The 21,517-nt window shown below is 59.1% G+C and carries 19 protein-coding genes, 2 tRNA genes and 2 other RNA genes; 10 read left to right on the forward strand and 13 right to left on the reverse strand.

The features are described from left to right. Nucleotides 1-35 precede the first annotated feature (35 nt). Entirely contained in the window at nucleotides 36-1,052 is a 1,017-nt protein-coding gene (ansA, locus tag ETEE_RS15830; RefSeq protein ID WP_034165106.1) for an asparaginase, read from the reverse strand. Between the two features lie 131 nt (nucleotides 1,053-1,183). Next, complete coding sequence (sppA, locus tag ETEE_RS15835; protein WP_034165107.1) at nucleotides 1,184-3,031, reverse strand: signal peptide peptidase SppA; 1,848 nt, start codon at nucleotides 3,029-3,031, stop codon at nucleotides 1,184-1,186. 205 nt (nucleotides 3,032-3,236) lie between these two features. On the opposite strand from sppA, the gene ETEE_RS15840 reads away from it, so the two are divergent. The 5 genes from ETEE_RS15840 (at nucleotide 3,237) to ETEE_RS15860 (ending at nucleotide 8,402) form a co-directional block, all read left to right on the forward strand. Continuing rightward, nucleotides 3,237-3,785, forward strand: coding sequence for an NAD(P)H nitroreductase (locus ETEE_RS15840; RefSeq protein ID WP_034165108.1), 549 nt, complete (start codon nucleotides 3,237-3,239; stop codon nucleotides 3,783-3,785). A gap of 204 nt (nucleotides 3,786-3,989) precedes the next feature. Further along, nucleotides 3,990-5,036 carry a selenide, water dikinase SelD gene (gene selD, locus ETEE_RS15845; RefSeq protein WP_034165109.1) on the forward strand — a complete coding sequence of 349 codons (1,047 nt, stop codon included), beginning with the start codon at nucleotides 3,990-3,992 and terminating at the stop codon, nucleotides 5,034-5,036. Beyond that, nucleotides 5,033-6,145: a tRNA 2-selenouridine(34) synthase MnmH gene (mnmH, locus tag ETEE_RS15850; protein ID WP_034165110.1), complete on the forward strand. Its 1,113-nt coding sequence runs from the start codon at nucleotides 5,033-5,035 to the stop codon at nucleotides 6,143-6,145. Before selD ends, mnmH begins: the two co-directional genes overlap by 4 nt. Before the next feature lie 8 nt (nucleotides 6,146-6,153). After that, nucleotides 6,154-8,082 carry a DNA topoisomerase III gene (locus tag ETEE_RS15855; RefSeq protein WP_034165111.1) on the forward strand — a complete coding sequence of 643 codons (1,929 nt, stop codon included), beginning with the start codon at nucleotides 6,154-6,156 and terminating at the stop codon, nucleotides 8,080-8,082. Continuing rightward, nucleotides 8,079-8,402: a DUF1496 domain-containing protein gene (locus ETEE_RS15860; RefSeq protein WP_034165112.1), complete on the forward strand. Its 324-nt coding sequence runs from the start codon at nucleotides 8,079-8,081 to the stop codon at nucleotides 8,400-8,402. Before ETEE_RS15855 ends, ETEE_RS15860 begins: the two co-directional genes overlap by 4 nt. A 27-nt stretch (nucleotides 8,403-8,429) precedes the next feature. Here ETEE_RS15860 and ETEE_RS15865 read toward each other — a convergent pair whose 3' ends face one another. The 9 genes from ETEE_RS15865 to ETEE_RS15895 form a co-directional block, all read right to left on the reverse strand. Further along, nucleotides 8,430-8,858, reverse strand: a complete 429-nt coding sequence (locus ETEE_RS15865) for a pyrimidine (deoxy)nucleoside triphosphate diphosphatase (protein ID WP_034165113.1) — start codon at nucleotides 8,856-8,858, stop codon at nucleotides 8,430-8,432. Then, nucleotides 8,855-9,664, reverse strand: coding sequence for an exodeoxyribonuclease III (gene xthA / locus ETEE_RS15870; RefSeq protein ID WP_034165114.1), 810 nt, complete (start codon nucleotides 9,662-9,664; stop codon nucleotides 8,855-8,857). Before xthA ends, ETEE_RS15865 begins: the two co-directional genes overlap by 4 nt. Before the next feature lie 98 nt (nucleotides 9,665-9,762). Continuing rightward, nucleotides 9,763-10,332: an LOG family protein gene (locus tag ETEE_RS15875; RefSeq protein WP_034165115.1), complete on the reverse strand. Its 570-nt coding sequence runs from the start codon at nucleotides 10,330-10,332 to the stop codon at nucleotides 9,763-9,765. Nucleotides 10,333-10,496: 164 nt separating this feature from the next. After that, nucleotides 10,497-10,634: non-coding RNA, RtT sRNA (locus ETEE_RS20415), on the reverse strand. A 46-nt stretch (nucleotides 10,635-10,680) separates the two neighbouring features. Then, nucleotides 10,681-10,810, reverse strand: a non-coding RNA gene (locus tag ETEE_RS20420) — RtT sRNA. A gap of 46 nt (nucleotides 10,811-10,856) precedes the next feature. After that, nucleotides 10,857-10,941 (reverse strand) — tRNA-Tyr (locus ETEE_RS15880). Between the two features lie 78 nt (nucleotides 10,942-11,019). Then, a tRNA-Tyr gene (locus ETEE_RS15885) sits at nucleotides 11,020-11,104 on the reverse strand. 152 nt (nucleotides 11,105-11,256) lie between these two features. Continuing rightward, on the reverse strand, nucleotides 11,257-12,105 hold the full coding sequence (gene purU / locus ETEE_RS15890; protein WP_034165116.1) for a formyltetrahydrofolate deformylase: 849 nt from the start codon (nucleotides 12,103-12,105) through the stop codon (nucleotides 11,257-11,259). A gap of 89 nt (nucleotides 12,106-12,194) precedes the next feature. Beyond that, nucleotides 12,195-12,677: a YchJ family protein gene (locus ETEE_RS15895; protein ID WP_034165117.1), complete on the reverse strand. Its 483-nt coding sequence runs from the start codon at nucleotides 12,675-12,677 to the stop codon at nucleotides 12,195-12,197. Nucleotides 12,678-12,897: 220 nt separating this feature from the next. Between ETEE_RS15895 and rssB the strand changes: the two genes are divergently transcribed. The 3 genes from rssB (at nucleotide 12,898) to ETEE_RS22200 (ending at nucleotide 15,319) form a co-directional block, all read left to right on the forward strand. After that, nucleotides 12,898-13,965, forward strand: a complete 1,068-nt coding sequence (gene rssB / locus ETEE_RS15900; protein WP_034165118.1) for a two-component system response regulator RssB — start codon at nucleotides 12,898-12,900, stop codon at nucleotides 13,963-13,965. A 212-nt stretch (nucleotides 13,966-14,177) separates the two neighbouring features. Beyond that, a complete protein-coding gene (gene galU, locus ETEE_RS15905) occupies nucleotides 14,178-15,089 on the forward strand; it encodes a UTP--glucose-1-phosphate uridylyltransferase GalU (protein WP_012848356.1) in 912 nt (303 codons plus the stop codon). A gap of 101 nt (nucleotides 15,090-15,190) precedes the next feature. Continuing rightward, a complete protein-coding gene (locus tag ETEE_RS22200) occupies nucleotides 15,191-15,319 on the forward strand; it encodes a hypothetical protein (protein ID WP_255640316.1) in 129 nt (42 codons plus the stop codon). Nucleotides 15,320-15,364: 45 nt separating this feature from the next. Here the strand turns inward: ETEE_RS22200 and hns are convergent, their stop codons facing one another. Continuing rightward, nucleotides 15,365-15,772 (reverse strand): histone-like nucleoid-structuring protein H-NS, encoded by a 408-nt coding sequence (gene hns, locus ETEE_RS15910; RefSeq protein WP_015461379.1) that lies wholly within the window; start codon nucleotides 15,770-15,772, stop codon nucleotides 15,365-15,367. A 516-nt stretch (nucleotides 15,773-16,288) separates the two neighbouring features. On the opposite strand from hns, the gene ETEE_RS15915 reads away from it, so the two are divergent. Beyond that, a complete protein-coding gene (locus tag ETEE_RS15915) occupies nucleotides 16,289-16,876 on the forward strand; it encodes a thymidine kinase (protein WP_034165119.1) in 588 nt (195 codons plus the stop codon). 515 nt (nucleotides 16,877-17,391) lie between these two features. Here ETEE_RS15915 and adhE read toward each other — a convergent pair. Next, nucleotides 17,392-20,064 carry a bifunctional acetaldehyde-CoA/alcohol dehydrogenase gene (gene adhE / locus ETEE_RS15920; protein ID WP_034165120.1) on the reverse strand — a complete coding sequence of 891 codons (2,673 nt, stop codon included), beginning with the start codon at nucleotides 20,062-20,064 and terminating at the stop codon, nucleotides 17,392-17,394. Nucleotides 20,065-20,569: 505 nt separating this feature from the next. On the opposite strand from adhE, the gene ETEE_RS15925 reads away from it, so the two are divergent. After that, nucleotides 20,570-21,214, forward strand: a complete 645-nt coding sequence (locus ETEE_RS15925; protein WP_012848364.1) for a YchE family NAAT transporter — start codon at nucleotides 20,570-20,572, stop codon at nucleotides 21,212-21,214. Nucleotides 21,215-21,517: the final 303 nt, after the last annotated feature.

The raw sequence follows: 21,517 nt of genomic DNA on the forward strand, positions 1-21,517 counted from the left end.
GTGACTAGAGCCGGCCTACTCGGTGATGGGGCGCTCTAGGGATTCTCGCTCAGCTCACCGCGCAGATCTTGCTGCATCAGGCGGCGGATTTGGTCTGCGGCCAGCGATTGACTCAGTAGATAATGCAGTTTAGTCAGCGCCGCCTCAACCGTCATGTCAAAACCGCTGATCACCCCGGCGTGGGCCAGGGCGTTGCCGGTGGCGTAGCCTTCCATGTTGACCCGGCCGGAGAAGCACTGGGTCAGGTTGACGACAACGATACCGCGCTGTGAGGCGAGGATCAGCTCATCGAGCAGTTCTGGGTTTTGCGGCGCGTTGCCGACGCCGTAGGAGCGCAGGATCAGCGCCCGCACCGGCTGGCGCAAGAAGTTGCGTACCACATCGGCCGAGATTCCAGGATAGAGGGTCACCACCCCGATCGGCTGCGGCGTGATGGGGTGAACCCGGAACGGCGCCTGATGCAGCGGCGTTACCAGCGGCGCGATACGGCGAATGTTGATCCCGGCCTCCAGCAGGATGGGATAGTTGGGCGAGGCGAAGGCGTCAAAGCCGTCGGCGTGCGCCTTGGTCGTCCGGTTGCCGCGGAACATCTTGTTATTGAAGAACAGCGAGACTTCATTGATCGGGTAGTTGGCCGCCAGATAGAGGGCGTTCAACAGATTGGTCTGCCCGTCGGAGCGCAGCTCGGCGAGCGGGATCTGTGAGCCGGTGACGATCACCGGTTTCGCCAGGTTCTCGAACATAAACGAGAGCGCCGAGGCGGTAAACGCCATGGTATCGGTGCCATGCAGGATCACAAAGCCATCATAGTCGGCGTAGTTGGCCTGAATATCGTCGGCGATGTGCTGCCAGTCGGCGGGCGTGGTATCGGACGAGTCGATCAGCGGCTGATACTCATGGATGGTAAAGTCCGGCATCTCGGGGCGGTGAAACTCCGGCATCAGCACCAGCTGACGCTGCAGGTGCCCGGAGACGGGGATGTAGCCCTGTGCGGAGCGTTGCATGCCGATGGTGCCGCCGGTGTAGGCCACATAGATAGATTTTTTTTGCATGACAGAAAGTTCGCCGTAGCTGGGGCGCTGATGCGCAAACATGCGTGGATTATAGGGATAATACGGAAGAAAAAAAGCCCGCCGGGCCAGCAGCCATGAATAATGGCCTGCTGGTCCGGCGGGAGGCAGGATTAACGGATCTCGCTACAGCTCAGGCACAGCGCGTAGCGCTGCTGCGGATCGTTGAGAGAGGCGACCCAATCGCTCTGCGCCGAGATCTGGCGTGAGAGCTGAAGCAGTGAAGCGGGGATCATGCCCTGCAGCGCCTGCGGCAGGGAGGCCTGGACGGAGCTGGTCAGCTGGCTGAACACCATTTCGCTGAGGCTCGGATTATCGACATACCACCGCAGCTGAGGCTGCTTGATGCCGGCCAGCGTCGCCGCCTGGCTAACGGCATCGTCAAAGTCGCCCAACCGATCGACCAGCCCATTGGCTTTGGCATCGACGCCCAGCCAGACGCGCCCCTGCGCGATGCTATCGATCTGCGCCGGCGTTTTATGACGGGCGGTGGCCACCAGGCTGATAAAGCGCTGATAGCCGTTCTCAATAGTCAACTGCATCAGATCGCTGACGCTCTGCGGCAGTGCTTTGGTCAGGGCGGTGTCGGCCAGCGACGAGGTCGCGACGCCGTCCGTATAGACCCCCAGCTGACTCAGCGGCTTTTCAAAGGTATTGATGACCCCAAAGATCCCTATCGAGCCGGTGAGGGTGCTGGGGCTGGCCACAATGGCGTTGGCGGGCGTCGAGATCCAGTAACCGCCGGATGCCGCCAGTCCCCCCATGGAGACCACCACCGGCTTACCGGCGTCGCGCGCCGCCGCCAGCGCCGAACGGATCTCCTCAGAGGCGGTGACGCTGCCGCCGGGGCTGTTGACCCGTAGGATGATCGCACGGATAGCCGGGTCGAGACGCGCCTGGCGAATCTGGGCCGCGGTGGTATCGCCGCCCACACTGCCCGGCGTCGCGTTGCCATCGATGATCGGCCCGCTGGCAAAAATAACGGCGATCTGACCATTGCCCGTACGCTTCGGCTTCAGGGGATAGTCATAGAGGCTGATGTGGCGGTAGTCGCGCGCGCGCGCATCCCAGCCAAACTGTTTGGACAGAATGCCCTCGACCTCGCTGCGCGATGCCAGCCCATCGACCAGCCGATGCAGTACGGCGTACTGCGCCATATCACCGCCGGTGGCCTGTAGCCCTTTCAGCATCTGCTCGGCGCCGGGGAAAACCTGCTCCGGCGTAAGGTGCCGGTTAGCGGCAACCGTGGCTAAATAGTTATGCCACATACCGTTGAGCCACTGGCTGTCAGCGCTGCGCGCCTGCGGCGACATCTGGTCGCGCATCAGCGGTTCGACGGCGGACTTATAGGTGCCGACGCGGAAGATATGGGTGCTGACATCCAGCTTATCCAGCAGGCTCTTATAGTAGAGGTTATTGGTCGCCATCCCCTGCAGGCCGACGCTGCCCTGGGGAGAGAGGTAGATCTTATCCGCATAGCTGGCCAGGAAATACTGCGCCTGGGTGTAGCTTTCGCCGACCGCCAGGATCGGCTTACCGCTGGCGCGGAACTCGGCCAGCGCCTTGCCAATGTACTGCAGCGACGGCTGGTCCGCGCCGGCAAAGTTATTCAGCGATAGCACCAGCCCGGTAATGTTGGGATCGCTTTTGGCCTGGCGCAGGGTCTCCACCAGATCGAACAGGGAGTTCTCCTGTGCACCGCGGATGCCCAGCAGCTCTCGGCCCAGCTGCCCGAACTTGCTGTTCAACGCGGGGTTATCGACCACCACGCCGTTGAGATCCACCAGCAGAGCGCCTTTGGTGGCGGGATCGACGGGCGTATCCTGAAACTGAAGGTAGATACCGACGCCGATCAGGATCAGCAGGACCAAAAACAGGTTAAGGATAAACTCGCGAATAAAATTGAGTATTCGCCAGCACCAGCGAAACGCGCCGGCGATATAGCGCCATAGCATGCGCATGTTAACTCCAGGTCAATGATTACAATTCCGCTATCCTAGCGGCGTCGCCGGGAAAAGTCAGCGTCGATATGCGCCCGGCTGCGCTGGTCCGCCTTCTGTGCGTATGCCGGGGCTGGCATCTTACGGCGCGCGGGAGGATAATTGCCGTAACCTCTCTGTAACATCATTACAGATTATGTGTTTGACTTATCACTTGGAGAGTCCCATGGATGCATTAGAGCTCCTGCTGCAGCGCCGTTCCGCTTCCCGCCTGAGCGATCCAGCCCCGTCCGCTCAGGCGCTGGAAAATATCTTTCAGGCCGGGCTGCGCGCGCCGGACCACGGCGGCCTGCAGCCGTGGCGCTTCGTGACCGTGCAGGGCGACGGGCGTGAGCGCCTGAGCGCGCTGCTGCACGATATCGCGCTGGCCGAGGGGCGCGATGAGAAAGGCGTTGAGAAGGCCCGCAGCGCGCCCTTTCGCGCGCCGCTGATCGTTACGGTGATCGCCCACTGCAATTGTGACAGCCGGGTGCCTCAGTGGGAGCAGGTCGCCTCCGCCGGGTGTGCCGTGATGGCGATGCAGATGGCGGCGCAGGCGCAGGGATTTAACGGTATCTGGCGCAGCGGCCACTGGACCGAGGAGCCCCGGGTGCGTCAGGCGTTTGGCTGCCGCGAGCAGGATGTCATCGTCGGCTTCCTCTATCTGGGCACGCCCACCCTGAAGGCCGCCAGGGTACAGCCGCTGGATAGCAGCGCCTTTGTCCGCCCGTTCTGATCTTCCCGCCTCTCTCATTCAGCATGCGTATCACGCGCCCCGGAGTCAGCGTCCTCTCCGGGGCGCGGCGAATGACCATTTTCTGCACGTGTAACCGTTTGCCTCTGTGCGATCGCGCGGTGAATTGATCGCGTGACTTATCAATTCATCGCGCTGGCGCTACTATTGCATGATTTTATTTTTCTTGATGGAGAGGAGTAGGGTATGACTGCGCCGGCCATTCGTTTGACACAGTACAGCCATGGGGCGGGATGTGGCTGCAAAATCTCGCCGAAAGTATTGGAGTCCATCCTGCACAGTGAGCAGGCCAAGTTTGTCGATCCCCACCTGCTGGTAGGGAATGAGACGCGCGATGACGCGGCGGTTTACGATATCGGCAACGGGGTTGGCATTATCAGCACCACCGACTTCTTTATGCCCATCGTAGACGATCCGTATGATTTTGGCCGTATCGCGGCCACCAACGCCATCAGCGATATCTACGCCATGGGCGGTAAACCGATCATGGCGATCGCCATCCTGGGCTGGCCGCTGGAGAAGCTGGCGCCGGAGATTGCCCGTCAGGTTATCGAAGGGGGGCGCCAGGTGTGCCGCGAAGCCGGTATCTCACTGGCCGGGGGCCACTCCATTGACGCACCGGAGCCCATTTTTGGCCTGGCGGTCACCGGGACGGTCAGCACCGAGCGGGTGAAGAAGAACAGTGCGGCGCAGGCTGGTTGCCGTCTCTACCTGACCAAGCCGCTGGGGATCGGCGTGCTGACGACCGCAGAGAAGAAGAGCGCACTGCGCCCCGAACACCGCGGGCTGGCGCGCGATACCATGTGTCAGTTGAACAGTCCTGGCGCCGACTTTGCCGATATTCAGGGCGTGACGGCGATGACCGACGTGACCGGGTTTGGCCTGCTGGGTCACCTGAGCGAGATTTGCCAGGGCTCAGGTCTGCAGGCGACGCTGTGGTTTGATCAGATCCCGCGCCTTCCCGGTGTCGAGGCGTATATCGCCCAGGGCTGCGTGCCGGGGGGAACCGGGCGTAACTTTGACAGCTATGGGCATCTGGTCGGGGCGATGGACTCGCTGCAGCGCCAGCTGCTGTGCGATCCGCAAACCTCCGGCGGTCTGCTGCTGGCGGTAACGCCGGAGGCCGAGGCGGCGGTACGCGACATCGCGCTGCGCCATGGTCTGACGCTGAGCGCCATCGGTGAGCTGCACGCGCCGCGTGCGGGTGAACCGCTGATCGAGGTTCAGGGATGACAGGCAAGGCTGTAACCCGCCCAGATGGCACGGACTACCTCGCCATCCTGGCCAATGATATTCCGTTAATCGATGTGCGCGCCCCGGTAGAGTTTCAGACCGGGGCGTTTCCCAGCGCCTGTAACCTGCCGCTGATGCTGGACAGCGAGCGCGAGGCGGTCGGTATTTGCTACAAGCAGCAGGGGCAGGACGCCGCCATCGCGCTGGGTAATCGCCTGGTCTACGGCGAGGTGCGCGCCGCGCGCATCGCGGCCTGGCGTGAGCAGTGCCAGCGTCACCCCGAGGGCTATCTCTACTGTTTCCGCGGCGGCCTGCGCTCCCATATTGTACAGCAGTGGCTGCGCGAGTCGGGGCTGGACTATCCGCTGATCGACGGGGGCTATAAGGCGCTGCGCCATGCCATCCTGCAGTTTACCGAGCAGGCGTCGGCGCTGCCGATGGTGCTGATCGGCGGCAATACTGGCTGCGGCAAAACGCGGATGCTGCGTGAGCTGCACGCCGGTATCGATCTGGAGGGCGCCGCCCACCACCGCGGCTCCTCCTTTGGGCGTACCGTGGTTGCACAGGGCACGCAGATTGACTTTGAGAATCAGCTCGGTATCGCCCTGCTGAAGAAGCACCGCGCCGGTATCCGCCGCTGGATCCTGGAGGATGAGGGGCGGGTGATCGGCTCTAACCATGTTCCGCTGTGCTTCTATAATCAGATGCTGCAGGCGGCGGTGGCGGTGGTGGATGAGCCCTTTGAGGCCCGTCTGGCCCGGCTGCAGGAGGAGTATATCGACCTGATGCGCGTGGAGTATGAGCGCGCCTACGGGCGAGAAGCGGGCTGGCAGGCCTATGCGGAGTACCTGCATCACGGGCTGTTTGCCATCCGTCGCCGGCTGGGGCTGGAGCGTTACGCTGAGCTGGATGCCCACTTGGTCAGGGCGCTGCAGCAGCAGCAGGCTGGCCGCGGCAGTGAGGGGCACCTGGCCTGGCTGGTTCCGCTGCTGCATGACTACTATGATCCGATGTACGGCTACCAGTTGGAGAAGAAGGCAGCGCGGATTGTTTTTCGCGGTGACTATCGGGCCGTCAGGGAATATCTCCTCTCTCTCAGCCAGATATAGGATGACTGATGCGGCTGTTTATTGCGGAAAAGCCCAGCCTGGGGCGGGCCATTGCGGATGTGCTGCCTAAACCGCACCGACGTGCGGACGGCTATATTCAGTGCGGCGACGGCGACGTGGTGACCTGGTGTGTGGGTCATCTGTTGGAGCAGGCCGAGCCGGACGCCTACGATGCCCGCTACGCGCGCTGGAATCTAGCCGATCTGCCGATAGTTCCGCAGAAGTGGCAGCTGCGGCCCAAGGCATCGAGCGCCAAACAGCTGAAGGTGATCGAGCGTCTGCTGCGCGATGCGCAGCAGGTGGTACACGCCGGCGACCCGGATCGTGAAGGACAGCTGCTGGTGGATGAGGTGCTCGACTTTCTGGCCCTGGCGCCGGAAAAGCGGCGTCAGGTGCAGCGCTGCCTGATCAACGATCTTAACCCCCAGGCGGTGGCGCGGGCGCTGGAGCGGCTGCGCGATAACCATGAGTTTATGCCGCTGTGCGTCTCCGCGCTGGCGCGCGCGCGCGCCGACTGGCTGTACGGCATCAACATGACCCGCGCCTATACCCTGCTGGGGCGCAACGCAGGCTATAACGGTGTGCTCTCCGTCGGCCGGGTGCAGACGCCGGTGCTCGGGCTGGTGGTGCGCCGCGACGAGGAGATAGCGCACTTTGTCGCCAAGGACTACTACGAGGTGCGAGCGCATATTGTGACGCCGGCCGGCGAGCGTTTCTGGGCGCAGTGGCAGCCCAGCGAGGCCTGTGAGCCTCATCAGGATGAGGAGGGGCGTCTGCTCAACCGCGCGCTGGCGGAGCATGTTATCGCCCGGATCCAGGATAAGCCTGCCCGGGTGACCGGCTATAACGATAAGCGTGAGTCCGAGGTGGCGCCGCTGCCGTTCTCCCTGTCAGCGCTGCAGATCGAGGCCGCCAAACGCTTTGCCATGAGCGCTCAGCAGGTGCTGGATACCTGTCAACGCCTGTATGAAACCCATAAGCTATTGACCTACCCCCGCTCCGATAGCCGTTATCTGCCAGAGGAGCACTTTGCCGGGCGTCATGCGGTGATGGCGGCGATTGCCGCCCATGCGCCGGCGCTGGCCAATCTGGAGAGCGTCGACGTCCAGCGGCGTAACCGCTGCTGGGATGACGCCAAGGTTGATGCCCACCATGCCATCATTCCTACGGCCCGGGCAGGTGGCGTTACGCTGAATGAGGATGAGCGCAACATCTATCAGCTGGTGGCCCGTCAATACCTGATGCAGTTCTGCCCCGATGCGCAGTACCGTAAGTGCGTTATCGATCTGGAGATTGAGGGCGGGGTATTTATCGCCAAGGCGCGCTTTCTGTCTCAGGCCGGCTGGCGTGCGCTGCTCGGCGCCAAGGAGCGGGACGACGAAGACGAGGGGATGCCGCTGCCGGTGGTGGCCCGCGATGACTTGCTGCACTGCGAACGGGGCGAGCTAATGGCGCGCCAGACGCAGCCGCCGCGCCACTTTACCGATGCCACGCTGCTGTCGGCCATGACTGGGATCGCCCGCTTTGTGCAGGATAAATCGCTAAAGAAAATCCTGCGAGCGACCGATGGTTTAGGTACCGAGGCTACGCGCGCCGGTATTATCGAACTGCTGTTTCGCCGCGGGTTTCTGCATAAAAAGGGGCGCTATATCCACGCCAGCCAGGCGGGAAGCGCGCTGATCCACTGTTTGCCCGAGATGGCCGGTCGCCCGGATATGACGGCGCACTGGGAGGCGACGCTGACGAAGATCAGCGAGCGGGGCTGCCGCTACCAGGACTTTATGCAACCGCTGGTGGAGACGCTGCAGCAGCTGATCCACCAGGCGCGCACCGCCGTGAACCCCCGAGCGTTCTGTGATCTGCCGCCCGCTGAAAGCGCCCGGCCGCGGCGCGCCAAGGGGGCGTCAACTGCGTCAAATAAGAGGAAAAAAGCATGAAACAGGCCGTAATGATGGCGCTTGCTGCGCTGCTGTGGAGCGGGGCGCTGCAGGCTCAGGGATCGGTCTCCACCGACGGCGCCCAGCAGGGAGCCGCCGCCGTCGCCGCCGGCGGTATCGATGTGGTGGTGCCGATGCCGGCCAACGGATATACCAACGGGGTCAACGGCGTGAGCTGCAGCCGCTGCTGCCTGTATCAGGATCGCTACTACTCCGAGGGCGCGGTCGTCAGCACGGATGGCCTGCTGCTACAGTGTCAGGCCAATCCACAGGTGTTGAGTACCAACAACCTGCGCTGGGTGGTGCTGAAGAAAGGGTAAACGCGACAGGTTCTCTCCGCGATGGCCTCAGGCATCGGCGTGAAAACGCGCCAGCAGATCCAGATAGGCCTGCAGCAACGGCCTATCCGCCGGTGCCAGGTCATATGTCTGGGCCTGGCATGGGGTAACCCAGCACAGCGCCGCGTGCTCCCGCGCCTCGGGTTCCCCCTCTTCCGGCTGTACCCGCCAGGCGTGCAGGTGGATGCGTTTACCCGGCAGATGCAGCGTACTGCTGGCGACGTAGTCGCTGACCCGGCAGCGTAGCCCCAGCTCTTCATCCAGCTCACGCTGCAGCGCCTGGGGCTGGCTCTCTCCCGCCTCGACCTTACCGCCGGGAAACTCCCACAGCCCCGCCTGATCCTGCCCCCGGCCGCGCTGGGCTAGCAGGATGGCACCGCGCCGCTCAATGATGGCGGCGACGACGTGCAGGATTTTTTCCGCCGCCGGCGCGCTCATGACAGTGCGAACTCGGCCCAGATCGGGGCGTGATCCGAGGGTTTCTCCATGGCGCGGATCGCGTAGTCGATACCGGTATCGGTACAGCGCTGGGCCAGCGGCTGACTGGCCAGCAGCAGGTCGATACGCAGACCGCGGTTATCGTCGAACCCCTTGGAGCGATAGTCGAACCACGAGAAGCGGTCATCATACTGCGGGTTGGCCTGGCGATAGGTATCGACCAGCCCCCACGCCAACAGACGATCCAGCCAGTCCCGCTCCTCCGGCAGAAAGGAACACTTGCCGCTGCGTAGCCAGCGCCGCCGGCTATCCTCGCCGATCCCGATGTCGATATCGCGTGGGGTGATGTTCATGTCACCCATGATCAGCACCGGGTTCTGCGGCGAGAGTGAGTCCTGCAGGTAGCGCTGCAGATCGGCGTAGAATTTGCTCTTTGCCGGGAACTTTATCGGGTGATCGCGACTTTCGCCCTGTGGAAAGTAGCCGTTAATGACGGTCAGCGTGCCCAGCTCGGTGGGTATATCGGCCATGATGATGCGCCGCTGCGCTTCGGCATCGTCACCCGGGAAGCCTTTACGCACCGCCAGCGGCGCCATACGGGTCAGCAGGGCGACGCCGTAGTGGCCTTTCTGGCCGTGGTAGTGCAGGTGATAGCCCAGCTGCGCCAGATCCTGCAGCGGAAACATATCGTCATGTACCTTGGTTTCCTGCAGACCGATCACGTCCGGGCTGTGCTTCTCAACAATCGCCGCGAGCTGATGGGGACGGGCGCGCAGCCCGTTGATGTTGAAAGAGATAAACTTCATGGATTCTGGCCATTGAATAAAGGTGCCCGCATGGTAGCAGATGGCGGGCGCGAGCTGAACCTTGTCCTGCGTGGGGGTATTCGGGGGATGGGCGGCGTTCAGTCCCAGCGGCTCAGGTTGTGCGGCCGGTAGGCGTCGAACGCATCCAGCAGGCGTCCGGCGCTGTCATCACGCAGCAGCGTCGCCAGATAGGGGGCGCGAATAAACCCCTCGTCGGCGCTGTAGCGCAAAAAGTTGCACAGGCGCTGATAATAGCCTGCTACATCCAGCAGCCCTACTGGCTTGCTGTGGCAGCCAATCTGACTCCATGTCCAGATCTCAAACAGCTCCTCTAGGGTACCGATACCGCCCGGCAGGGCGATGAATCCGTCGGCCCGGGCCGCCATACGCGCCTTGCGCGTGTGCATATCGGGGACGATCTCCAGCGACGTCAGACCGTGATGCGCCGTTTCGGCGTCCACTAAGCGCTGGGGGATCACGCCGTGAACCTCGCCGCCGGCTTCCAGCGCCGCGTTGGCTAGCGCCCCCATCAGCCCTTTGCCGCCGCCGCCGTAGATCAGCGTTCGTCCTTGGCGGGCCAAGGTGCGCCCCAAATGGCGCGCGCTGTCTACGTAGCGCTCGGCCACGCCGTCGCTGGCTCCGCAAAAGACACAAATTGCATTACGCATTATTTCCCTTAATTTGCAGGCAAAGTGTGAGGTATAGCGAATGTCCCGCCGGATGGCAAGGGATAAGCGCCGCGCAGGGCAGGGTGTCAGGTGGTCATCTTCCCCGCGTAGCGTTTGGGGGCGATACAGGCGCTTGAGATGTATCGCAGAGAACAACAGAATAATGGTTGTGGGGGAAGGATGACTCGGCGCGCTGCGTCTCGCCTCGCCCTGTGGGCCATTGCCTGCGGCAACGTTTGTCTCGCGTTGCTCGACGCGAACCTTGGTCGCGAAGGTTCTCACCTTCCCCAGCTCGAGTGCTGGTTTGATATAGGCGCTTGGGATGTATAGCAGAGAGCAACAGAAGAATGGTGGTGGGGGAAGGATGACTCGGCGCACTGCGCCTCGTTCTGCGGGCCGTTGCCTGCGGCAACGTTGTCTCGCGTTGCTCGACGTGAACCTTGGTCGAAGGTTCTCACCTTCCTCAGCTCGGGTGCTGGTTTGATATAGGTGCTTGGGATGTATAGCAGAGAACAACAGAAGAATGGTGGTGGGGGAAGGATTCGAACCTTCGAAGTCTGAGACGGCAGATTTACAGTCTGCTCCCTTTGGCCGCTCGGGAACCCCACCTTTTGGGAATCATATTGTCAACCGGCAGCGCCGGACGTCGGGCTAAGGCGTTTTACGACGCCATTTCAAGAGATGAAATGGTGGTGGGGGAAGGATTCGAACCTTCGAAGTCTGAGACGGCAGATTTACAGTCTGCTCCCTTTGGCCGCTCGGGAACCCCACCAGATTGTCGCGCTTCGTTATCACCGGAAGCGGGGCGCATAATAACAAATCGCGCCGCGCTGTAAAGCGCTGGAGAGGAAAAAAAATTCGTTTGCCGTTTTTTTGCCCGCACTGCTGTGCGGGCGTACAGAAAACAGAGAAAAAACGAACAAATCAGAAAATTACAGTGCGATTGCCACAGACGAACACCCGCTGAGCCAGTACGCGATACAGGGCCCGGCTGAGCACATTTTTTTCTACATCGCGCCCCGCGCGTATCATCTCCTCTGCGGTATAGCTGTGATCGACGTGGATAACGTCCTGCATGATGATCGGCCCTTCATCCAAATCATTGTTTACAAAGTGCGCCGTCGCACCAATGATCTTCACCCCGCGCTGGTAGGCCTGGTGATAGGGGCGGGCGCCGATAAACGCCGGGAGAAACGAGTGATGGATATTGATGATGCGGTCAGGATAGCGGGCGACAAAGTCGGGGGTCAGCACCCGCATATATTTGGCCAGCACCACATAGTCCGGCTCAAAGCGATCGATCTGTTCGGCGACGGCCGCATCGTGCGCCTCACGGCTGAGGCCTTCGTGACCGATCAGGACGAAGGGGATATCGAACTTTTCGACTAATGCCTGTAGCGTCGCGTGGTTGCCGATGACGGCGGCAATCTCGACATCCAGCCCGCCATAGGCGCTCTTGATCAGCAGATCGCCGAGACAGTGGGCCTCTTTTGTGACCAAGATGACGATGCGCTGACGGGATGTGGTGATGATTTCGCGATCGGATCCCGGCGGCAGTGCGTCATCTAGATCGGCCAGCAGAGTGGCGTCATTAAAGATCCCCTCAAGTTCGGTACGCATAAAGAAGCGTCCGCTGGCGTGGTCGACGAACTCATTGTTCTGAATAATGTTGAGCTGATGCTTGTAACAGATATTGGTGATTTTGGCGATCAGCCCCTTGGCATCGGGGCAGACGGTGCGCAGTACTTTTCGTTGAATAACGGGTTGTGACATGTGTTTGCATCCTTGTTTTCGCCGGGGCCGTTGCCGCGGCGCCCGCCGGGAAGGGAGCGTCAAATCTCCTGTTCAGGGCGGGACGCAGCCTAGCGTCCGCAGCATTTTTTATATTTGTTGCCGCTGGCGCACGGGCAGGGGTCATTACGTCCTATCGTGGGCCGGGCTCCATCAACATAGTACCAAGCGTGATTGAGATCCAGAAAACGCGATCGTTCATGGATCGCGCCGTTTTGCTGGGTCGAGGGCGTATGAAAGCGGGCGATAAACTCCACAAAGCCTTCATGCGCATCGCGGCCCGGCAGGGTAGCGATAACGCGGAGTCCCAGCCACTGGGTATCGGCAAAGCTGGCGATAATCGCATCGCGCTCCGCTGCCATCTGGCAATCGGGGTGCCAGGTGGCGATCAGATAGTCTGCGTGGTGGGTGACAAAGGCGCTGTAGCGTGAGCGCATCAGCTGCTCCGGCGTTGTCGCCCGCCGCTCCCCGTTCAGATAAGGGGCGCAGCAGTCAGAAAATCCGCGCTCGCTGCCGCAGGGGCAGGGCGCATCGAGAGGGTGGTGTAACGTCATAGGAATAACCATTTGCAACTATTGGTGAGAAAAGGTTAGGCGCAATATCGCCCGGCTTCTATTCTGATCATAATAACCAATATCTGCTGCAGATAAGTAAAAATCTGATTTTTAGAAAACTGCGGGGAATCGCGCAATATATAACATTTTTACTGGTCGTCAGGGCAAGCGTGCCGATATTGAACCACACTAGGATCAGTCAGGGTATGAGAGGCCGGCCATGTCACAGGTGCTCACCGATAAACAGATTATGATCGTCGACGACGACGTCGTGTTTCGTCGCCTGCTGGCCGGGTATTTGACGACGCAGGGCGTCAGGGTCACCGAGGCGGCCAACGGGCGCGAGGCGCTGAGGCTGTATCCGCAGTGCCATCCCGATCTTATCCTGTGTGATTTGTTCATGCCGGAGATGAATGGCATTGAGCTATTGCGCCATCTGCTGATGCGCGGCAGCCAGACCCCGGTGATGGTGATTTCGGCGACGGAGTCGGTCAGCGATATTGCTCGGGCCATGCGGCTCGGGGCGAAGGATGTCCTGCTGAAGCCGGTGCGTGATTTTACCCGCTTTCGACAGATGCTTCTGGCCTGCCTTTACCCGGCGCTGTTCGATTCGCTGGCGCTGGAGGAGAATGCCCTGAGCCATGATTGGGCCGCGCTGCAGCGTGATCCCGCGCAGGCTGTACGGCTTCTGCGCCAGCTCCAGCCGCCGGTTCAGCAGGTGATCGCCGGCTGCCGAGTCAACTACCGTCAGCTGACGGATCCGGACAGCTGTGGCCTGGTGCTAGATATCGCGCCGCTGTCGTCGCGGGAGATGGCGTTTTACTGCCTGGATACGACGCGCAGCGCAGAGTATGGCGTTCTCGCGGCGCTGATGATCCGTGCTATCTTTAACGCGCTGTTGCAGAGCCAGCTGGCCGCTCAGGAGCGGCCATTGCCGCATATGTCGGTGATCCTTAAACGCGTCAATCAACTGTTACGCAAGGCGGGGCTGCGCGGGCAATTTCCGATGCTGGCCGGGTATTATCATGCCGTCAGCGGCCATGTGGTGCTGGTTTCCGCAGGGTTACACGCTCGGTTGGAGGCAGAGGAGCGTACGGTCCAGCTGAGCGGCGCTATGCCGCTGGGGACCCTGGGGAGCGTGCATATGAACCAGCTCAGCCTGCGCAGCCGGAGTTGGCAGTGTCAGATCTGGGGCAGCGTAGGGCAGCTTCGCCTGATGCTGACGGCACCGGAGCATCAGGCGCTACAGCCGCTGCGGCATCTGGCACCGGGGGCCATCGCGCGGTAGGTGGCGCCCCGCGTTTTTCGGTATTTTCTGCTATCCTTTCTCTCATCAATCGGCGCCATTCTCGGCGCTGTCGTTTGTTTATCCATTTGATCTTAAATACAGATGAAAGGCATGCGTGCGATTACCGAGCTGGTATACTCGCTGAGAGTTTTGCATTCATATCGTTCGGTTATGGACGAGCGAACAATGCGCCATTCGTATAGAGAGGTTGTATGTCAACGTCAGTGAGAAAAGTAAAAAAAGCCGTTATCCCGGTGGCCGGATTGGGAACGCGTATGCTGCCGGCAACGAAAGCTATTCCTAAAGAAATGTTGCCGCTGGTAGATAAGCCGCTGATCCAGTACGTGGTTAATGAGTGTATTGCCGCCGGTATTAATGAGATCATTTTAGTCACGCATTCATCGAAGAACTCCATCGAGAACCACTTCGATACCAGCTTTGAGCTGGAGGCGATCCTGGAGAAGCGCGTTAAGCGTCAGCTGCTGGCCGAAGTCCAGGCGATTTGTCCCAAGCACGTGACCATTATGCAGGTGCGTCAGGGGTTGGCTAAAGGTTTGGGTCACGCCATTCTGTGCGCACATCCGCTGGTCGGCGATGAGCCTTTTGCCGTGATATTGCCTGACGTTATTCTGGATGAATACAGCGCAGATTTAAGCAGCGATAACCTGAGTGAGATGCTGCGTCGTTATGAATCCACCGGCGCCAGTCAGATTATGGTTGAGCCGGTGCCGATGGCCGATGTGTCTAATTATGGCGTGGTGGATTGTAGCGGTGCGCAATTGGCCGCGGGGGAAAGCATTGCTATTCGTGCCGTGGTCGAAAAACCGCCGCGCGATAAGGCACCGTCTAACCTGTCTATCGTTGGCCGCTATGTTCTCTCTCCGGACATTTGGCCGCTGCTGTCTAAAACTCCGCCGGGAGCCGGTGAGGAAATTCAGCTGACGGATGCGATTGCTATGCTGCTGAAGAATGAAACCGTTGAGGCTTACCACCTGAAAGGGCGTAGCCATGACTGTGGAAATAAGCTGGGCTATATGCAGGCGTTTGTCGAGTATGGGCTGCGTCATCCTGCGCTGGGCAAAGATTTCGCTGCCTGGATCAAAGGGCTGAATTTAAGCAAGTAAGTCGGTAAATAAAAGATGGCGTCCTCAGGGGCGCCATCTTTTTTTCATTATGCAACTAGACAAAGGTATGGGTAGTGGGATACCTATAATTGATTAAATTCATGAATGAGACTATTCCTAATGGTGGTAAAGGGTGCAGCGATAATAACCATACTGAAACCCTCATTATCGATAATGAGGCAGGCGCGGCGGCGGCGCAGGCAGGGGCGAGGGGGGTAAAACAAAAATAGCCTCATCAGAGGCTATTTTTAACATGGGTATACCGAACGTCTTGATTAGATCAGGAAGTCATCCAGAGACTTGCCCTGCTCTTCAATGGCGTTCTTGATCACGGCAGGCGTACGGCCCTGACCGGTCCAGGTTTTGGTTTCGCCATTTTCGTCAACATACTGATATTTAGCCGGACGCGCAGCGCGCTTGGTTTTACCGGCAACTTTGGTGGCATTCATGGTCTGCAGCAGTTCATTCGGGTCGATGCCATCAGCGATCAGCATTTCACGGTACTGCTGCAGCTTGCGGGTACGCTCTTCGATCTCGGCCTGAGCTTGCTGGTCTTCTTCGCGGCGCTCTTTTACCACGACTTCCAGTTTCTCCAGCATTTCTTCTAGAGTTTCCAGAGTGCATTCACGGGCCTGGGCGCGGAGAGTACGAATGTTGTTAAGAATTTTTAATGCTTCGCTCATTTTCCTAATCTCAAATTATATTGGTGGGGGCGTCATCTTTATAATAGAGTGCGACTTTATTTAACGCAATAGTGAATTTTGTAAGAATGGAAAAATATTCGTCTGTATGAGTCAAATATCGAGAGGCTGACCTTGTTAATATTTCACCCTATTATCTATATCGCCGTACGATGCCGGCTAGGCCATACCGTGTACGGTTTTACCTGTTGATTAGCCGTTTAATGTATATAAATGCACCCTGACTCTGCCTTTGCCCGGACAATTGTCCGGGAGAAGTCCATGGTATGCTCATCATAAGCCTGCCGGAAACAACCGTTAGGTCGATCACTTATTTGCATGAATCATGTCATATTTATTCTGTAAGTGTACGCTGGTATGCCAGTAGATAAGCGCGGTTTGTACAGATTTTGCACATCGGTGGCGCGGTGTCTTGGGGAATAACCCGGACATCACGCGGCCCTGTATATATGGTAGAATCTTGCACATCAGGTGATTTTTTCGGTTTAAGGCTGTTTGATGGCACAACTTTATTTTTATTACTCTGCAATGAATGCCGGGAAATCCACGGCGCTGTTACAGTCCTCTTATAACTACCGCGAGCGGGGTATGCATACCCTGGTATTCACGGCTGAAATAGATAACCGCTATGCGGTGGGGCAGGTCAGCTCGCGTATCGGCCTGCACTCGCCTGCGATGCTGTATAACCAGCAGACGGATCTGCTGGCCGAGATCCGCCAGGCGCATCGGCAGCAGTGCGTACACTGCGTTCTGGTTGATGAAAGTCAGTTTCTCACCAAGGCGCAGGTGCTGGCGCTGTCGACGGTGGTCGATGATTTGGATATTCCGGTGCTGTGCTACGGTTTGCGTACTGATTTCCGGGCGGAGCTCTTTCCCGGTAGCCAATATTTGCTGGCCTGGGCCGATAAGCTGGTTGAGCTTAAGACTATTTGCCACTGTGGCCGCAAGGCGAATATGGTGCTGCGCCTGGATCAGGACGGGCGGGCGCTGAAAGACGGTGAGCAGGTCGTGATCGGCGGCAACGAGCGCTATGTCTCCGTTTGCCGCCGGCACTATAAGGAAACGCTCGGCGTGACTGCCCCGTAGCGTCATCGCTTCATCAGCGCGCGTCGCGCCCTCTCAGCGGCCGCGCTCAACGCCTCTCAGCCTCTCCAGCGCCTCCCTAAGGCCATCGCGCCGTGATCTGTCCGATGACTGCCGCCCCGCGAGCCCCGCATCGATATCGTCCCTGCCGGGCAGGCGATGCGGAGGCTAGTCTAATGATGTTCGGAGGGGCTCCTGCTGCCGAGCCCTGTGACCCGCCGCTGCGGTGGTGGAGTCTCTGTATGCCGCGGCACGCCGCCACGGGGGTGTCATCCCCGTAGCCGTACGGTTGCGCAGTGGTGGAGTCGCTGTATGCCGCGAGCGTCATCCCCCCTGTAGCCGTACGGTTGGCGCTACGGCGGGGAGAGGCGCGCGTCTGGGGGGCTCGGAGGGGCGGCATCGGTGGGGGATTGCGGGGGTGGGGTGATAGAGAAAGGAAACGGGCCCCGCGTAAGCGGGGCCCGTGGCAGTGATTTATGCCGATTGCATCAGCGTGCACCGGCATGGAGCAGGGTTAATCAGGCTTTTTTGGCCTTCTTTTCCGCTTTCGGCGCGGCGACGGCCTTGCTCTCTTCCTGCGCGTGCTCGACAAACTCGCGGCCATAGTAGGTGTCCAGCAGAATTTGCTTGAGCTCGGCAATCAGCGGATAGCGCGGGTTGGCGCCGGTGCACTGATCGTCGAAAGCATCTTCGGACAGCTTGTCCACTTTCGCCAGGAAGTCGGCTTCCTGTACGCCGGCTTCGCGGATGGAGGCCGGGATACCCAGCTCAGCCTTGATGCTTTCCAGCCAGGCCAGCAGCTTCTCGATCTTCTGCGCGGTGCGGTCGCCCGGTGCGCTCAGACCCAGATGGTCAGCGATTTCAGCGTAACGGCGACGCGCCTGCGGACGGTCGTACTGGCTAAATGCGGTCTGCTTGGTCGGGTTGTCGTTCGCGTTGTAGCGAATAACGTTAGAGATCAGCAGGGCGTTGGCCAGACCGTGCGGAATATGGAACTCGGAGCCCAGTTTGTGGGCCATGGAGTGACATACCCCGAGGAAGGCGTTGGCAAACGCGATGCCGGCGATAGTAGCGGCGTTGTGTACACGCTCACGGGCTACCGGGTTTTTGGCGCCTTCGGCATAGCTGGCCGGCAGGAACTCTTTCAGCAGCTTCAGGGCCTGCAGCGCCTGGCCGTCAGAGTATTCGTTGGCCAGAACGGAAACGTAGGCTTCCAGCGCATGGGTTACCGCATCCAGACCGCCGAAGGCGCACAGGGATTTCGGCATGTTCATCACCAGGTTGGCATCAACGATGGCCATGTCCGGGGTCAGCGCATAGTCAGCCAGCGGGTATTTCTGCCCGGTCGCATCGTCGGTCACTACGGCGAACGGCGTGACTTCAGAGCCGGTGCCAGAGGTGGTGGTGATGGCGATCATTTTGGCTTTGACGCCCATTTTCGGGAACTTATAGATACGCTTACGGATATCCATAAAGCGCAGCGCCAGCTCTTCGAAGTGGGTTTCCGGATGCTCGTACATCACCCACATGATCTTGGCTGCATCCATCGGGGAGCCGCCGCCCAGCGCGATGATCACGTCCGGCTTGAAGGAGTTCATCTGCTCGGCGCCTTTGCGCACGATGCTCAGGGTTGGGTCGGCTTCAACTTCGAAGAAGACTTCGGTTTCGATACCGTGCGCTTTCAGTACGTTGGTAACCTGGTCGGCATAACCGTTGTTGAACAGGAAACGGTCGGTGACGATAAAGGCGCGCTTGGCACCGTCGGTTGCCACTTCTTCCAGCGCGATCGGCAGGGCGCCGCGGCGGAAGTAGATAGACTTCGGAAGTTTATGCCACAACATGTTTTCTGCTCGCTTCGCTACCGTTTTCTTGTTGATCAGGTGCTTTGGACCCACGTTTTCAGAGATGGAGTTACCGCCCCAGGAGCCGCAGCCCAGCGTCAGGGAAGGCGCCAGCTTGAAGTTGTACAGGTCACCGATCCCCCCTTGCGAGGCCGGGGTATTGATCAGGATACGGGCGGTCTTCATCTTCTCGCCGAAGTAGTTTACGCGCGCGCCCTGGTTATCCTGGTCGGTGTACAGGCAGGAGGTATGGCCGATACCGCCCATGGCAACCAGCTTCTCGGCTTTCTCTACGGCGTCCTCGAAGTTTTTGGCACGGTACATCGCCAGGGTCGGAGACAGTTTTTCGTGTGCGAACGGCTCGGAGTCGTCAACGACGCTGACTTCGCCGATCAGGATCTTAGTCCCCGCCGGTACGCTGATGCCTGCCATTTCGGCGATCTTCTCTGCCGGCTGGCCTACGATGGCGGCGTTCAGCGCGCCATTCTTCAGGATGATATCCTGAACGGCTTTCAGCTCTTTACCCTGCAGCAGGTAGCCGCCGTGGGTAGCAAAACGCTCACGCACTTTGTCGTAGACGGAGTCGACGACGATAACTGACTGCTCGGAGGCACAGATGACGCCGTTGTCGAAGGTTTTGGACATCAGGATGGAGGCGACGGCGCGTTTGATATCCGCGGTTTCGTCGATCACCACCGGGGTGTTGCCCGCACCAACGCCGATGGCCGGCTTGCCGGAGCTATAGGCCGCTTTCACCATGCCCGGGCCACCGGTGGCCAGGATCAGGTTGATGTCCGGATGGTGCATCAGCGCGTTAGACAGCTCGACGGAGGGTTCATCGATCCAGCCGATGATGTCTTTCGGCGCGCCAGCGGCGATGGCCGCCTGCAGCACGATATCGGCGGCTTTGTTGGTCGCCTGCTTGGCACGCGGATGCGGGGAGAAGATGATGCCGTTGCGGGTCTTCAGGCTGATCAGCGCCTTGAAGATCGCGGTGGAGGTCGGGTTGGTGGTCGGTACGATGCCGCAGATCAGACCGGTCGGCTCAGCGATGGTGATGGTGCCGAAGGTATCGTCTTCGGACAAGATACCGCAGGTCTTTTCATCTTTATAGGCGTTGTAGATATATTCGGAGGCAAAGTGGTTTTTGATCACCTTGTCTTCCACGATACCCATACCGGATTCAGCGACGGCCATTTTAGCCAGCGGAATACGGGCATCGGCAGCGGCCAGCGCGGCGGCGCGGAAGATTTTGTCTACCTGTTCCTGAGAGAAGTTGGCAAACTCGCGTTGGGCTTTTTTGACACGGGCGACCAGCGCATCGAGTTCAGCAGTGTTGGTTACAGCCATGAATGCTCTCCTGATAATGTTAAACTTTTTTAGTCAATCAGCCGCATGGGGCATACCAGTATAGATGCTGGCGCGTCGCTCAGCCGGGCATTTGCTGCCGACGGGCTGCTAATTTGCTAAAACAGCTTAACGTGGATGGTCGCGGGCGTTGCATTGAACGCGTTATCCTGATACCTCGCCGAGATGGCCATCCGTCTCCCTCTTTTTGATATCGTCGAGCTTACTCATTCTTGGGTATTTGTTTTGTGATTAAAGTCACGAAAACGCCAAGCTGACACCATTCAGCATGGTTTTGTTGAGAGCCGTTCTCATTCTTAACGAAAACTCAGCGCCTTTAGGTATAAAAAACAACAAAACCGTTATCTCGTCGCCGGATTTAGTCACAGACGATACTGCGCATATCCGCGGCAAACAGTAAAAATTCTGCGGTGGAATGATAGATCGGCGCAGTCATTTCAATTACATTACGCGCGATGACCATCATCTTTATATTGTGGAGCACATAGTGACTCAGTCTCTGCTGGACCTGTCCGGGTATATCAAATTCTTTATTGGTCTGTTCGCCTTGGTAAACCCGGTCGGGATCTTGCCCGTGTTTATCAGCATGACCAGCTATCAGGCCGCCGCGGCGCGTAACCGAACCAACCTCACGGCGAACCTGTCGGTGGCCATTATACTGATTACGGCGCTGCTGTTGGGGGACTCGATACTGAACGTCTTTGGTATCTCCATCGACTCTTTCCGTATTGCCGGCGGTATCCTGGTGATGACGATCGCCATGTCGATGATCAGCGGTAAGCTGGGTGAGGATAAGCAGAATAAGCAGGAGAAGTCGGAAACGGCTATCCGCGAAAATGTCGGCGTGGTGCCGCTGGCGCTGCCGCTGATGGCCGGCCCCGGCGCCATCAGCTCGACCATCGTCTGGAGCTCCCGCTATCACGGCTGGCAAAACCTGCTGGGCTTTTCGCTGGCGATCATTCTGTTCGCCTTCTGCTGTTGGCTATTGTTCCGCGCCGCGCCGCTGCTGGTGCGGTTGTTAGGGCAGACGGGGATCAACGTCGTGACCCGTATCATGGGGCTGCTGCTGATGGCGCTGGGCATTGAATTTATCGTCACCGGGGTGAAGGCTATTTTTCCCGGCCTGCTGTAATCGACAGGGGGCGGCGGGGACGCTGCTCCGCTAATAGATATATCTGCGCAATATATTTAATCATCTTATTTTTATTTTGCGATCGTATTCATCGGTGGGTTAATTCGCCTGCCTCGCGCCCATTTCCGTAAAATTGTCCTATACAGACGCCGACATTGTGTACATTGTCCGGCGTTTTTTCCTCTCATCATTCATTTCAGTTAGTTTTTTTGTCTGAATAAATCTTGTTCATTGCAATATTGTTTTGATTTTCGGCATGAGGTTGAAATTTTAGACAATGCAAAATGCTTTAAGCTTATATTT

Origin of the sequence: Edwardsiella anguillarum ET080813, from assembly GCF_000264765.2 — a bacterium.
Taxonomy (GTDB): domain Bacteria; phylum Pseudomonadota; class Gammaproteobacteria; order Enterobacterales; family Enterobacteriaceae; genus Edwardsiella; species Edwardsiella anguillarum.